We start from the raw sequence: 14,407 nt of genomic DNA, 5'->3' as shown, positions 1-14,407 counted from the left end.
TTACACCCCAGCCTCTTTTGCCTGCTAAAAAACGTTTTTATCTAATCGAAATCATTTTATATTTATTATATCATGGTATATTTTACAAGCAAAGCTTATGGTACAAACTCGCCATTTTTAATTTTTTCTGCGAAGGCATCAATTTTCTTCAGTCGGTGATTTACACCAGATTTCGATATTTTACCGCTCTCAACTAATTCTCCCAATTCTTTTAAAGATACTTCTTGATGTTTTACGCGAAGAATTGCAATTTCCCTTAATTTTTCAGGAAGTTGATCTAGTCCAACTGTACGCTCAATAAACTGGATATTTTCAATTTGTCGGAATGCTGCTCCAATTGTTTTGTTTAGGTTTGCCGTTTCACAGTTAACGATTCGGTTAACCGAATTACGCATGTCTCGGACAATACGAACATCTTCAAATTTGAACAAAGCGTTATGAGCACCAATAATACCTAAGAATTCCGTAATTTTTTCTGCTTCTTTTATATAAACAATATAACCGTTTTTGCGTGCTAATTTACGGGCTCGCAATTCAAATTGATTAAGCAGGTCACACAAGGAATCGTTATGTTCTTCATAAAAATTAAAAATTTCCAGATGATAAGAAGAGGTTTCTGGATTGTTAATTGATCCACCTGCAAGAAAAGCTCCTCGTAAGTAAGCTTTCTTACAGCAAGACTTATGCATAAATGTCTCCGAAATAGTTCTAGTAAATGTCATTGGCTCCTGCAAAATATGCAGATCTACCAATATGGGTTTTACCCCTTCATTTAAGCGAACAATATACACATTATTTTTTTTCAACTTCATTTTCCTTCTTACTAATAATTCTACTCTTATATCATAAATGGCTTTAATTAACGTATAAATTCTTCTCGCAATAGCAGCATTTTCCGTCTGTACATCTAACGTATATTTTTGCCTGGATAAAGAGATAGCTCCATTCATCCGAACTAATGCAGCTAGTTCAGCATATTTACAGCAATCCGCTATTTCCATTGCTGTTAACTCTTTTTTTATTTCGGAAGCAAAGGACATACTTATCCCCTCCCTTCTACATATAAGTGGGCGTCAAACAACAGCTATAAAGTGAAAACTTCAATCACCGGAAGTTATCTTTCATTCCCGACCAACTTAGGCACCGCTCCCCCAAACTCATATTTTTTTATCTACTTAGGGTCCTCGCAGCACCTTAGATTCGGGATAACGGTGAAGAGTCTAAAGAAACATCATGGTATACAAGACAATGTACTGTTTATTGCTAAACAGAATGTCTCTTCCTGCATTGGTTTCTCATCCACCATGATGTTAAAGTCCTGTATAGTCATTTTTTTAACAGTGAATAGAGCAATGAAGCAATCTTATTATTATCATGTCTTAACGTAGGCTGTGTGGGGTCAATGATATCTCCTTCGATGATCTGTAGACCCATATCAATTAATCGTTGTGTATCATATACAACCGGGGTAGCATTTTCTTCTGCATAAACCTCACGTATCGCTTTCTCTATGGGTTCATTATGTACAACAATTGCATCAATGCTTGCATCACCAATATGATCACAAATAGCTTGGACGTGATCTGCTGCTGTATAACCCGTCGTTTCGCCTTCCTGAGTCATCACATTACACACGTACACAATCTGCCCTTTTGCATCTTTAATTGCCTCTACAATTTGCGGCATGATAATTGTCGGCATGATACTTGTATATAAACTCCCTGGTGCAATAACGATTAAATCCGCACGATTTAAAGCACGGACTGCATTTGGCAATGGTTCTACTGGCTGCGGACTTAAAAATACGCGCTTTATTTTTTTATTCGCTAAAGGGATATTTGACTCTCCAGATACAATTGTCCCATCCTCCATTTCTGCATGAAGAGACATATTTTCATTAGAAATTGGATAAATTTTCCCTTTGACATTTAAGACACGGGATATTTCTCTAATCCCCATATTAAAATTGCCAGTGATCGAAGTCATTGCCGCTAATAATAAATTACCCAACGAATGACCAGATAATCCATTGCAGACATCAAATCGATGCTGAAATAATTCAATCAGCATCGGTTCTGCGTCAGACAAAGCAGCAATTACATTACGAATATCTCCTGGCGCCGGAATTTCCATCTCATTACGTATTCTGCCCGTACTTCCTCCGTCATCAGCAACCGTAACTAATGCCGTCAAATCAATTGGAAGATCCTTTAGACCACGAAGGAGAACGGGCATCCCAGTCCCACCTCCAACAACTACTACGTTCGGGAGTTTTTCCTGATTCATCATTAATGTCCCTTTCTTTTGTCAATATCACGATGAGTGACGTGCGTGATATAACCTTTTTGCAGTTCCTTAGCAAAATATTCAGCCAGTGCTACAGAACGGTGTTGCCCACCAGTACAACCAATAGCTACTACCAACTGTGACTTACCTTCTTTTTTGTATTGCGGAAGCATAAATTGCAGCAAATCAAGTACTTTTGCCATAAATTTTTGTGTATCAGTCCATCGAAACACATAAGAAGATACGTCTTTGTTTAAGCCTGTTAACGGTTGTAAATTGGTTACATAATGAGGATTTGGGAGAAAACGAACATCGAATACAAGATCAGCATCAATCGGTAAACCATATTTAAAACCAAATGAAACCATATGCACAGAAAATACTTCTTGGTCTTCTTCTGAATATGTTTGAACAATCTTTTCACGAAGCTCTTTCGGTTTTAAATTCGTTGTGTCAATAATCCTTTGTGCTCTTCCTCTTAGCTCATCCAATATTTCTCTTTCTTGGCGTATTCCATTAAGCGGCAATCCTCCCACAGCAAGCGGATGAGAACGTCTTGTTTCTTTATATCTACTGACAAGCTTTTCATCTTTTGCATCTAAAAACAGAACATGTTCGTCCAGCCATTCTTCATCCGCTAAAACGTCTAATGCTTCAAATAGAGAATCAAAAAATTCTCTGGCACGTAAATCCATAACGAGGGCCACGCGCTGAATATTGTTTGTTGAATCCTTCATGAGATCAATAAATTTTGGTAATAATGTTGGAGGAAGATTATCTACGCAATAGTACCCTAAATCTTCAAAACTTTGCACAGCAACTGTTTTACCGGCACCTGACATTCCAGTGATAATGACTAATTTTGTTTCCTGATTTTCACTCATATGATTTGTCTCCCTCTCTCATTCGCTTCCTGTTAAAATGATTATAAAAAGATTCCTGTTGTTTAATCCATTTGAACGCATAGGAATTTAAAGATTTATAATGCTTATTCAGTTATTAACTTATGATACGACGGATAAAGTGGAACTCATTCAGTACGGCTTTTCATTTTATTTTATCCATAGAAAGCAAAAGGAAGGCCAGCATTACCGCTCCAAAGCTTTATCTGTTAACAAATTAAATCATGTTAATAATCCATTCGATACTCGATCAATTTATCTGTTGGTGTATAAGCAAAAGCTCCAGATACCACATGTTCATTCTCAAAGATTTGCTTATAAATCAGCCGATCCCCTTCAGCCATTGGTAAGTGCTGCACGTGATTGATGGGAACCCATTCCAGTTCTCCCTCTCTACAAAATTCAGCAAGTTCGCCACGATAGCTTTTACAGGTAAATGTATACATCATCCATTCTTCGATCCGTCGCTCGCCTTCTATAATAGTAAACGTAAACACTCCTGCTAGCTTAGGATCCTGAATGGTTAAATTTGTTTCTTCTTTATATTCCCTGACGACCGCTTCTTTTATGGTTTCGCCAAACTCCATTTTCCCTCCAGGTATTGCATACCAGCCATGCTTCGGTTTTTTTAAAACTAAAATTTGTTCTTGATCTATTACTATGCAATTAGCTACTTGTTGCATTTCCATCACCTCTAAATGAACCGAAACTAAATAAAAACTTTCACTACCATTCCAATTATACTAGTTTTATAGTGAAAATGAAACTTCCCTATTCATGACTTTGTTTATCATAATTGAAAAAGCTCTATTCAATATGTTTTCAAGTCTTTCTCTTTAATACTTTTTAATAAGTAGCTTCTTTTTGATGCAGATACTCTCTTTTAAGTTGAAACGATACAAAATTCAAAAACTTCCTTTCAATTGGAGGGGGAAATGTTTTAGTGCTGCTCATATAGTTTATATTTCATAGTTATATCTTTATTTATCTAAATTTTAAAAGAGCACTTGTGACAGACATATTAACATCTGTTTGAATGATAAAAAAGCTTGAATTCGTATGACTTCCGACCAAATCGTTGTTGCATCAAAAGGTACAATTCCCCAGAAAATGTGATGCCTCTAGATAAGTCGACGTCAATAACTGCTGTCATGCGACGCAATACACATCGTCGTATGCATGAACAGAAATGACTTGTTCAAAACAAAAAATAGCACAGATGCTCTCATCTGTGCCAAATAACTAATCTATCTATTAAAAGGGGGTCAATTAGTTAGTTTACATTATACCCCACGAATGTTGCGTTAATATTACAACGTGATTAAAAAGCAATGACTCAACGTAAATTTTTCTTAAAGTGCGTGTTCAAAAAGGGGGCAAAAGAGGTCGGCTAAGGTCTCAGGCGTCCTTGAAAAAGAAAAACACTTTTTCTGCGTGCATGTATTGCTGTTGTCGCCTTTTCTTATCCTGTTCAAGCGCTGACACTAGCACATGAGCAATTGAGTTCGAGCGGCGAAGTTTTCAGCGCGCTTGTACAAAGATGTCCTGACTTCTCCGCCCGCCACAGGACATAGGCGGTTTTAGTAGCAAATCCCATGCACAATACATATATATACTTCCTCGAAACCCATTCTCACGCAGGAAAAGGATAACCCTTTGCTAAAAACGAAGAAATTCGAACTGTCATTTTTTAGTGCACTTTTTGAACAACCTCTTCAAAGAGAAGACGTAGAGTCCTATGAGTGTGTTGTTTTTAACTCTTCCATTAAATCTTCAACATATTTAATTGCTTGCTCTGCTGCAATGCTGCCGTCCCCAGTAGCTGTTACAATTTGACGTAATGTTTTTTCTCGAATATCGCCGGCAGCAAATATACCAGGTATCTTTGTTTCCATATTTTCATTTGTAGGAATATAGCCTTCCTTATTGGTAATCCCCAACGACTGAAAAGGTTCACTTAACGGTACCATACCGATATAGACGAAAACACCATCAATTTCATGGTCGTACGTTTCGCCTGTGTTATTGTTTTTCAATGTGACACTGCCTACTTTTCCAGCACCTTCATTAATTTTTTCTACCACAGTATCCCAGATAAAATCAATTTTATCATTTTCAAATGCTCGGTCTTGAAGAATGCGTTGTGCTCGTAATTGATCGCGACGATGAACAATTGTTACTTTGTTAGCAAAACGAGTCAAGTAAATACCTTCTTCCACAGCAGAATCTCCGCCGCCAATCACGACCAGATTTTTATCTTTGAAAAATGCGCCATCACAAACAGCACAATAGGAAACACCGCGACCGCTAAGCTCTTCTTCTCCAGGAATGCCGAGTTTTTTATATTGCGCGCCAGTAGTTATGATTAGCGCTCTAGTATGATATTCTTTTTGTCCTGCAACAACCGTTTTATATTCACCATGGTCGACAACTTCTTTAATATCGCCATAAGCGTATTCAGCACCGAATTTTTTTGCATGTTCAAACATTTTATTGGATAGATCTGGACCAAGAATATGATCATATCCCGGGTAGTTTTCAACGTCTTCTGTATTTGCCATCTGACCGCCAGGTATACCACGTTCAATCATTAATGTTGCTAAGTTAGCTCGAGAGGCATAAACAGCCGCAGTCATTCCGGCTGGGCCTGCTCCTGCAATAATTACATCGTACATTTTTATATCAGACATTCTATTCGCCTCTTTTCTTGTAAATAATTCAGCCATATTAAGCTTAATAAACGAAACATCATTCGTCTATTATTATGCTCAGACGCTACAATCCTAGTTCCAAGGCGTTGTTTCTCTGATTAATTCAGGATGTCTTTTACATCCTTCCTTCCAAATGGAAATCGCTTTTTCATGCTCATCATTATGGTATGCAGTTAATGCATAAAAGCGAAAATATGACAAATGACCGCTCACCTTTTCTTTGGCTAACATTTTAAATCGTCTTGCCGCTTCGACAAACTTTCCCGTTCGAGCCATTGTTATAGCAATACGCAGCTTTTGTTGCTCATGAATCGGATATACCTTTAGTAATGGCTCTATATAGAAATTATATTCCTTTTCCTTGCCTAAATAGTAATAAAATAAAGCTAAATTACTGCGTCCATATAGTGAATCCGGATTCGATTGTATTTCTTCCAGTTCCATAGCAAGCGCTTGTTGCTCACGACCTAAAAAAAAGAGTGCTTGCGTATAATCATGTTTCGAATTCGGATGCTCTGGAAATAATACGAGCATCTCCTCTAAAATATGGATGGCCTTTTCCCATTCATAATGCTCCATATGATAAAAAACCGTTTCCTGATAAATAAGCAGCTCATCTTCTTCCTCTAACTCTTCGTCCGCATCTTCTTCTTCAATATCGATTAATTCTAATAGATGGAGAACTTCTTCTTTAAATTCACCATCTGGATCCTTTTGTATATAAAGATTAGCATATTTTTTCGCATCATTTAATAAACCGAGATGAGCAAAATTATTCGCTAATAAATAATAACAATCCACATTCTCCGAAATCTTTAGCACATGCATTAAAACGTCATTGGCAGCATGATATGCACCAATTTCTGTATATATAATCGATAGCTGGCATTGATATAACGCCTCATCGGGTTTGTGATCAATTGCCTTTTTTAGCCACTTCACCGCAATATCAAATTTCCTTTTTTGAAAAGCTTCTATACCCTTTGTGAAATAAAAATCACCTTCAGGAATAAAAGGGAGAACGTTGGTTTGTCTTTCATTGGATTTACTTGTAACTTGTTGCATGAATATCCCCCTAGTCTGTAAACATACGATCAAAGTATATCATATTTATTACCGGTTTGATATAGTAGCGCAACAGGGAATAAGAGGATATACGTTCAGTAATGCGCATAAAAACCTGCCGAAACATCCCAAATTGAATCTTTATAAAGCGGGAGTACTTATATTTCCGTTAATTGCTAGTACAAAAGTTGTGACCAAAAGACCTCTGAGCAGATTCGGATATTTGACTTACAGTTGAATCTTCACTTAGCCCTTGCTGGATTTCACCTTCTAAGGTTGAAAGGCAAGGCTATTGCCAATTCTATGCAAGATTATGTGAGCCGACACTTTTCTTAGACATATAGCAAAGGACATCCAGCATATACCAGATGTCCCGTAAAGTGGTTAATTATTTGCTTGTGGATGGACAGCCTCAGCGATCGCCGTGTTTAACTCATTGGTATATTCTTCTGTTTGCTCCTCTGTCCACTCTAATTCTTTAGCCATATATGCAATCACTTTCTCTTGATGTGCTCTCACCCAGTCGATTTCAAAAAACAACGAACCTGTCCGTCTAATGAAGAAATCTACTGGCTTGTATGCGGACTCGTACTCCATGGCATATATAAGTTCGGCAAATAGACAGCGATCCATACCTTCATCACTTGCTTCCTGTTGTTTGTTTCGATAAAATTCCAAGATTTGATCAAAGTTCGCTCCGTATCGATGAATCAGGCGTTTTGCAGTTGCTTCATCCATTCCTTCAGCTATTGCTTCATCAGTTTTTCGAACTATAAATTTCGCAAAGCCCTTGGAACCGCCAACTTCTCCTCCTGAGATTGGCAGGTGCACGGTATCTGATTTAGAGTATAAAATGCCATCCTCCTCTTTTAACCGTTTGGCAACTGTATCTACTGCTTCTTCCGCCATTTTGCGATAACCTGTCAGCTTTCCACCCGCCATCGATATCAGCCCCGAGTCAGAGATAAATATTTCATCCTTCCGTGATATTTCACTCGGATTGTCTGTGCCTTCTTCCGCAATTAATGGACGTAATCCAGCCCAGCTTGATTCAACATGATCTGCGGTAATATTTAATGATGGGAACATATAGTGAATCGCATCCAAAATATAATCACGATCAGCGACCGTCATCGTTGGATTTGCGATATCTCCTTTATAACTCGTATCGGTTGTTCCTACATATGTCACATTTTCCCGTGGTATAGCAAAAATCATCCGTCCATCCGGGCTATCGAAATAAATTGCTTGTTGTAATGGAAAGACTTTTTTCGAAAATACAAGATGTACACCTTTCGTGAGGTGTAGTGCTTTTCCTTGTTTCGATCCGTCTATTTCTCTTAGCTCATCTACCCAAGGACCACCAGCATTAATTATTTTTTTTGCATACACTTTATAGTGCTTTCCATGAATTTGATCTTCTATTACAGCACCTGTTACTTGCTGGTTTTGGTCGTATATAAAATCAATAGCCTTTGCATAATTTACTGCATGAACCCCTTTTTGTACTGCCTTTTTTAGTACTTCAATGGTAAGACGGGCATCGTCTGTTTTATATTCTACGTAATAACCTGCACCTTTTAAGCCATCTTGTTTAATTAACGGCTCTTTTGCCAGTGCCTCTTCCTTATTTAACATTTTTCGCCGTTCTGATTTTTTGACTCCGGCTAATAAATCATATACACATAAGCCAATATTAGTGGTAAACGGACCAAATGTCCCACCCTTATGAAATGGAAGCATCATCCACTCTGGAGTTGTTACATGGGGGCCATTTTCGTATACGACTGCTCGCTCCCGTCCAACTTCTGCCACCATTTTTACTTCCATTTGCTTTAAGTAGCGAAGACCGCCGTGAACGAGTTTAGTTGAGCGACTGGACGTACCTGCTGCAAAGTCCTGCATCTCAACTAAGCCTGTATTCATTCCTCTCATGACAGCGTCCAAAGCAATGCCTGATCCCGTAATACCCCCACCGATTACTAATAAATCCAGTGGCTTATTTTCCATATTTGTTAATTTATCCTGACGGTGAAAACTTGAAAAAGTACTCATGAACATTCACTCCCCATTGTCGACTATTGTTTATACATATCCATACCCTTTTTAGAGGATACTCATGTATGAAGTAGGACGAAAATATAATTCTGCAGATGGTAACGAGAATGCTTATCTAAAGCAATTGCGTAAAAAAGAAAGCCACAAAACAGACTAATATACTATATATTAGCTGCTTTGCGGCTTCTCCATATCTCCGTCCATCTATTAACTTAATTTTAGTATACCATACATGCAAGATCATCGACAATGTTTTGTTTATCCGATTCACCAAAGATCCGTATTAGATGTCGAAATTGCAACAGCTCCTGCCTCTAAGGCTTCCCTTACTTGATCAATCGTTTTTATGAGACCTCCAGCAATAACCGGTAGATTTGTTTGCTCATTAATATGCTGAATCATTGTCGGCATTAACCCTGGTAACACTTCAATGCAGTCTGGCTGCGCATTTTCAATCAATTTCAAGTTTTGTTCTAATGCCAAACTATCTAATAAAAACATCCGTTGGATAGCGAGCAGACCATGCTTTTTAGCCATACGAATTACATTTGCTCTTGTGGATAAAATCCCATCCGGTTTAATTTCCCGAAGCACATATTCCATCCCGTAATCATCTGACTTCAAACCTTGAATTAGGTCAAAGTGAATTAAAATGTTCTTATTTGATTTTTTTGTGTATGAAACGAGACTCTTGATCTGCGATAAACGTGTTTCTAAAATGACAATCGTCGGATATCCTGTTTCTAAAGCTTTATCAAAGTCCTTCATCTTGCGTATGGCTGGTAATATACCAGTCGGCACTTGCAAACCGCTCACCTGCTTTCGTCCTGTTTCGTTTTGTCATTCCTCTCTTCCTTTGTATGGATGATTCGCATCGGGTTCCCACCAACAAATGCCCCTTCAGGCACATCTTTATGGACCAATGTACCAGCTGATACAATCGCTCCATTTCCAATATGCACCCCAGGTAAAATAGTTGTATTTGCTCCAACCATCACTTCATCACCAATAGTAACCTCACCGATCCGATATTCTGTAATTAAGTATTCATGAGCTAGAATCGTCGTATTATAACCGATGACACAATTTTCCCCCACCGTTATTTTCTCAGGAAACATAATGTCTGGCATTACCATGAGAGCAAATGCAGTGTGTCTACCAATTTTCATCGCTAGGCAGCGGCGATAAAGCCAATTTTTAACGGGTAAAAATGGGGTATACCTAGCCAGTTGAATAACGATAAAATTGCGGACAACTTTCCAAAACGAAATAGTTTTATAAATTTGCCATAAGGAATTGGTATGTTGAACAGGATAACGCTTGGTTCTTCGCATGGATTACACTCCTGTAATTGTTAAAAGATCACGCATATCTTCCAGCATGTACGTAGGCTTATATTGCATTAAGCGCTCTTTCCCTTTAAAGGACCATGCTACACCGGCAGTTTGCACACCGGCGTTTTTCCCTGCCTCCAGGTCATGTGAATTGTCACCTACCATTAATGTCGTAGCCGCATCAGCCGCTAACTTATCCATTGCTTTCATTACTGGTTCTGCGTGTGGTTTTGGATGTTTCACATCATCCAACGTAATAACAGTATCAAAATATGGCTCCAAATCAGTTGTTGCCAGTCCCTTTTTCACGCCTTGACGCATTTTAGTTGTAACGACTCCAAGCTTCATTCCGTTTTGCTTTAACTGTTTCAATGTTTCTTCTACAAAAGGAAATGCCTTTACATAGTTATCATGTTCCTTCATATTATGGGCTCGATACGTTTGCACCATGCGCTCTGCTTTTTCTGCATCAATTGCCTTAAACGTATCCAATAAAGGCGGACCATTAAATTCAATAATTTCTTCTCGAGTAAACTGATAATTATATTGCCCAAATGTATGAAAAAACGACGCAATAATTAACTCGTTTGTATCAATTAGTGTTCCATCCAAATCAAAAAGTATTGTACGAATGCTCATTTGTTGCTGGTTCCTTTCTTTTGTCCTTCTCTAGTCTATTCCAAATAAATGCTATGATCATCGTTAATATTATAGCTGTAGCTAAGCGAATAATTAATAATGGCCAAACTGGGATGCCAAGTGGAATAAATACCAATGTATCTTCTACCACCGCATGACAAGAAACAAGAAAGATAAGTGCGAGCATCATATCCTTCTTCTCCACCCCATCTTCCTTTACAGCTTGGATCATAACGCCAGCTCCATAAGCTAAACCAATAGTTAATCCGGCAACCATCGTCATGGAAGTATTTTCCTTCATACCTAGAGCTCGTGTAAATGGGGCAAATCCTTTGGAAAGCTTTGTCAGCCAGCCCATTTCCCGTAAAAATTGCATGATAACCATCAGTGGTATGACAATAAATGCTAATTGAAGTATAGCAATAGCAGCTGTTTGCAATCCATGTACAGCGATTTCTATCCATCCATTTAAAGCGGGATCAGAATTGGAAATAAATCCATATACCGCTTGCTCAGCTCCGCCATTCCATACTAGATTAATTACCGTTCCTGCAATCAGCGCTAGAGCAACTCGAATTCCAGAAATAAGCCACCAGCTTACGCCAACTCTGGAAGCAACTGCGGATTCAATAAACAAATTATGTGAAAATGATAGCATGATCGCCATGATAAAAACTTCTTTTACCGTAAATTCAAAAGAAACAATTGCCGCTATACCTGCATATAAGTTTAAAGCATTTCCTAACACTAATGGAACGGCTGCTTCTCCGGACAAGCCAAACAATCCCATTAATGGGGTTAATTTTTCTATAACCCAAGGAAGTATTGGTGTGAACTGTAAGATAGTTACAATTAACGTAATCGGAAAGATGACCTTCCCTAATGTCCAAGTCGTTAAAAACCCTTGTTTGAGCCCTCGTTGTACGGTTCCCTTCATTATACCCTCTCTCCTCTGGCATTAATTCGAAAATGTATCTCGATAATACGCACTCCCCGTATATCCCAATCTACATATATATTACAATAATCATATCTACAGCGACCTTTTTCTAGAAATTTGAACGCGAGTCTTCAACCCCGTCCCCATGGAAAAAAAGACTAACATTTTAAGCGCCCTTAAAAATGAGAAAACGCTTGTTCTGCTTTTCGCTCCCTCTTGCGTTCAATTTCTTGCAGACCCAATTAATCAATCAGGCATTTAAGTGCCGTCATCTCCTAAGTAGGTCTTTATATCACCTTTCGCCCTTGAAGAGGAAATCTTACCAGATTACATACGGAACAACGGTTATATAAATCTTATTTCTTTTTCTTCTTCTTGTTCTTAGCCGCCGCAGATTTTGCTTTCTTTGAGAGCGATTGTTCTCTCATAATATCCAAATAGCGGACTTGGGACGTTCTACGACGATAAATGATTAAAATAAGCGCAACTAGTATAATCACAATCGAAATAACTTGTGCCTGACGCAGGTCACCAAAAACATACAGACTGTCTGTACGCATATCTTCAATGAAGAAACGTCCGATCGAATACATAATCGCATAGCTTAAGAAAATTTCACCACGAAGAGGGTTAAATCTCCTTAACAGCAGTAGTAATGCAAAGACTAGGATATTCCAAACCGACTCATATAGAAAGGTTGGATGATACATAACACCATCAATACACATCTGATTCATAATAAAATCAGGTAAATATTGATGGAAACTTTCGTATGCAGCTGAAGAAATAGGTCCTCCATGTGCCTCTTGATTCATAAAATTGCCCCAACGCCCTATTGCCTGTGCTAAAATAAGACTTGGAGCAGCAATATCTGCTAATTGCCAAAACGATTCATTTTTCACACGAGCATAGACAATAGCTGTTAAAACAGCACCAATTAGCGCACCATGAATCGCGATTCCGCCTTCCCAAATGGCGACTATATCCGTCCAGCTTCCACCTGCATACTGATCCCATTCAAAAATGACATAATAAATTCTTGCTGAAATAATGGCAATTGGAATAGCAAAAACCACTAAATCAACCATAATATCTTTTTTCATCCCAATTCGACTTGCTTCACGGTTCGCTAATAGAAGACCTAAAAAGGCTCCAGCAGCAATAATAACGCCATACCAATAAATGGGAAAAGACCCTATTTGCAAAAATACTCTGTCTAGTGGTTCTGCTGAACAGCTCATATTTTTCCTCCTTACAAGTGATGATCCGTCTCTTGATCAATCATACTTGTTAATCGCTCAGAAAACTCTTCTGCCGCATTGACTCCCATCCGTTTGAGACGAAAATTCATTGCTGCAACTTCAATAATGACAGCTAGATTTCGTCCTGGTCGAACTGGAATCGTCGCTTTTGGTAACTCCACATCCATAATCTTCATCTTGTCTTCATCCAAGCCAAGACGATCATACTGCTTATGTTGATCCCAATTCTCCAAATTGATAATTAGGGAAATTTTTTTATAGTTTCGTACAGATCCTGCTCCAAACAATGTCATTACATTAATGATTCCTAGTCCCCGTATTTCCAGCAAATGCTCGATTAATGGAGGCGAATTCCCAATTAAGCTATCATAATCTTCCTGACGAATTTCTACACTATCATCAGCAACTAGCCGATGCCCCCGCTTTACGAGTTCTAGGGCTGTTTCACTTTTCCCTACTCCACTTTGCCCCATGATAAGCACACCGACTCCATAAACGTCAACGAGAACTCCATGTATAGCAGTAAATGGAGCGAATTTGGCTTCTAGAAAATTGGTTAATCTGCTAATAACTCGCGTTGTTTTTTGTTTAGAATGCAAAATAGGAACGCCTGATTCGTTAGCGGCATCAATCATAACTTGAGGAATTTCCATATTTCTTGTAACTACTATCCCCGGAGTAATATCTGTACATAGTTGATCTACTCGACTGGCTTTTTCCTCATCACTGAGTTCCAAAAAATAAGCCATTTCTGTTCTTCCTATTAGTTGAAGTCTCTCTTTAGGATAATATTTGAAATAACCCGTCATTTCAATGCCCGGTCGAGAAATATCTCCAGTCGTAATTTCTCTATACAAGCCATCTTTTCCCGCCATTAGTGTTAGATTAAAATTTTCTAGTAAATCTTTTGTGCGAACTGTTGACATTGTTCATTATCCTCCTTGTGCTAAACGGCAACCTGCTATAAGTAAGCAACTACATTTCACGTAGCGTAACATTACTTTGTTGTATTCTACAAAATATAATGACATTTAGTAAAGAGTGTCAATTTATAATGCTTACCCTTTGCATATGTAATGGAAAACAATTCTTCGCCGTATATTTAACGAAGCAAAAGTTTTCTTCATTGTAGCACATCCCGTGTAAAAATCGTAGACAAATATGCCTACGATCCATTAAAACCTTTTTTCCTTAATCAGGTAGGGACAGA

The 14,407-nt window shown here is 38.2% G+C and carries 13 protein-coding genes; all 13 read right to left on the bottom strand.

All coding sequences use genetic code 11. The annotated features are described in order from the left end of the window. Positions 1–95: 95 nt before the first annotated feature. Positions 96–1,040, bottom strand: coding sequence for a DNA-binding protein WhiA (gene whiA, locus BKP57_RS18050; protein ID WP_050352351.1), 945 nt, complete (start codon positions 1,038–1,040; stop codon positions 96–98). Between the two features lie 286 nt (positions 1,041–1,326). Next, the gene (locus BKP57_RS18045) at positions 1,327–2,286 is read right to left on the bottom strand and encodes a gluconeogenesis factor YvcK family protein (protein ID WP_072742101.1); all 960 of its coding nucleotides are present in this window, start codon (positions 2,284–2,286) and stop codon (positions 1,327–1,329) included. Positions 2,287–2,288: 2 nt separating this feature from the next. Then, a complete protein-coding gene (gene rapZ, locus BKP57_RS18040) occupies positions 2,289–3,170 on the bottom strand; it encodes an RNase adapter RapZ (RefSeq protein WP_050352349.1) in 882 nt (293 codons plus the stop codon). Between the two features lie 245 nt (positions 3,171–3,415). Then, entirely contained in the window at positions 3,416–3,877 is a 462-nt protein-coding gene (locus BKP57_RS18035) for an 8-oxo-dGTP diphosphatase (protein ID WP_232231229.1), read from the bottom strand. Between the two features lie 1,047 nt (positions 3,878–4,924). Then, the gene (gene trxB / locus BKP57_RS18030) at positions 4,925–5,914 is read right to left on the bottom strand and encodes a thioredoxin-disulfide reductase (protein ID WP_072742100.1); all 990 of its coding nucleotides are present in this window, start codon (positions 5,912–5,914) and stop codon (positions 4,925–4,927) included. Positions 5,915–5,971: 57 nt separating this feature from the next. Next, positions 5,972–6,964 carry a tetratricopeptide repeat protein gene (locus BKP57_RS18025; RefSeq protein WP_050352346.1) on the bottom strand — a complete coding sequence of 331 codons (993 nt, stop codon included), beginning with the start codon at positions 6,962–6,964 and terminating at the stop codon, positions 5,972–5,974. Positions 6,965–7,348: 384 nt separating this feature from the next. After that, on the bottom strand, positions 7,349–9,019 hold the full coding sequence (locus BKP57_RS18020) for a glycerol-3-phosphate dehydrogenase/oxidase (protein WP_072742099.1): 1,671 nt from the start codon (positions 9,017–9,019) through the stop codon (positions 7,349–7,351). A 270-nt stretch (positions 9,020–9,289) separates the two neighbouring features. Next, a complete protein-coding gene (locus tag BKP57_RS18015) occupies positions 9,290–9,829 on the bottom strand; it encodes a glycerol-3-phosphate responsive antiterminator (RefSeq protein WP_072742472.1) in 540 nt (179 codons plus the stop codon). 5 nt (positions 9,830–9,834) lie between these two features. Further along, positions 9,835–10,356 carry an acyltransferase gene (locus tag BKP57_RS18010; protein ID WP_050352344.1) on the bottom strand — a complete coding sequence of 174 codons (522 nt, stop codon included), beginning with the start codon at positions 10,354–10,356 and terminating at the stop codon, positions 9,835–9,837. 3 nt (positions 10,357–10,359) lie between these two features. After that, positions 10,360–10,995: a pyrophosphatase PpaX gene (ppaX, locus tag BKP57_RS18005; RefSeq protein WP_072742098.1), complete on the bottom strand. Its 636-nt coding sequence runs from the start codon at positions 10,993–10,995 to the stop codon at positions 10,360–10,362. Further along, a complete protein-coding gene (locus BKP57_RS18000; RefSeq protein ID WP_050352342.1) occupies positions 10,970–11,932 on the bottom strand; it encodes a nucleoside recognition domain-containing protein in 963 nt (320 codons plus the stop codon). Before BKP57_RS18000 ends, ppaX begins: the two co-directional genes overlap by 26 nt. A 359-nt stretch (positions 11,933–12,291) precedes the next feature. Continuing rightward, positions 12,292–13,176 carry a prolipoprotein diacylglyceryl transferase gene (gene lgt, locus BKP57_RS17995; RefSeq protein WP_050352341.1) on the bottom strand — a complete coding sequence of 295 codons (885 nt, stop codon included), beginning with the start codon at positions 13,174–13,176 and terminating at the stop codon, positions 12,292–12,294. An 11-nt stretch (positions 13,177–13,187) separates the two neighbouring features. Continuing rightward, entirely contained in the window at positions 13,188–14,123 is a 936-nt protein-coding gene (hprK, locus tag BKP57_RS17990; RefSeq protein WP_050352340.1) for an HPr(Ser) kinase/phosphatase, read from the bottom strand. Positions 14,124–14,407 lie beyond the last annotated feature (284 nt).

Source organism: Virgibacillus sp. 6R, assembly GCF_001895305.1.
Lineage (GTDB): Bacteria > Bacillota > Bacilli > Bacillales > Amphibacillaceae > Virgibacillus > Virgibacillus pantothenticus.
This window is presented reverse-complemented; position numbering and strand designations above follow the sequence as displayed.

Excerpts from the sequence above, each read along its gene's own strand:
- whiA (WP_050352351.1), bottom strand. The coding sequence starts at position 1,040 with ATGTCCTTTGCTTCCGAAATAAAAAAAGAGTTAACAGCAATGGAAATA.
- BKP57_RS18045 (WP_072742101.1), bottom strand. The coding sequence starts at position 2,286 with ATGAATCAGGAAAAACTCCCGAACGTAGTAGTTGTTGGAGGTGGGACT.
- rapZ (WP_050352349.1), bottom strand. The coding sequence starts at position 3,170 with ATGAGTGAAAATCAGGAAACAAAATTAGTCATTATCACTGGAATGTCA.
- BKP57_RS18035 (WP_232231229.1), bottom strand. The coding sequence starts at position 3,877 with ATGGAAATGCAACAAGTAGCTAATTGCATAGTAATAGATCAAGAACAA.
- trxB (WP_072742100.1), bottom strand. The coding sequence starts at position 5,914 with ATGGCTGAATTATTTACAAGAAAAGAGGCGAATAGAATGTCTGATATA.
- BKP57_RS18025 (WP_050352346.1), bottom strand. The coding sequence starts at position 6,964 with ATGCAACAAGTTACAAGTAAATCCAATGAAAGACAAACCAACGTTCTC.
- BKP57_RS18020 (WP_072742099.1), bottom strand. The coding sequence starts at position 9,019 with ATGAGTACTTTTTCAAGTTTTCACCGTCAGGATAAATTAACAAATATG.
- BKP57_RS18010 (WP_050352344.1), bottom strand. The coding sequence starts at position 10,356 with ATGCGAAGAACCAAGCGTTATCCTGTTCAACATACCAATTCCTTATGG.
- ppaX (WP_072742098.1), bottom strand. The coding sequence starts at position 10,995 with ATGAGCATTCGTACAATACTTTTTGATTTGGATGGAACACTAATTGAT.
- BKP57_RS18000 (WP_050352342.1), bottom strand. The coding sequence starts at position 11,932 with ATGAAGGGAACCGTACAACGAGGGCTCAAACAAGGGTTTTTAACGACT.
- lgt (WP_050352341.1), bottom strand. The coding sequence starts at position 13,176 with ATGAGCTGTTCAGCAGAACCACTAGACAGAGTATTTTTGCAAATAGGG.
- hprK (WP_050352340.1), bottom strand. The coding sequence starts at position 14,123 with ATGTCAACAGTTCGCACAAAAGATTTACTAGAAAATTTTAATCTAACA.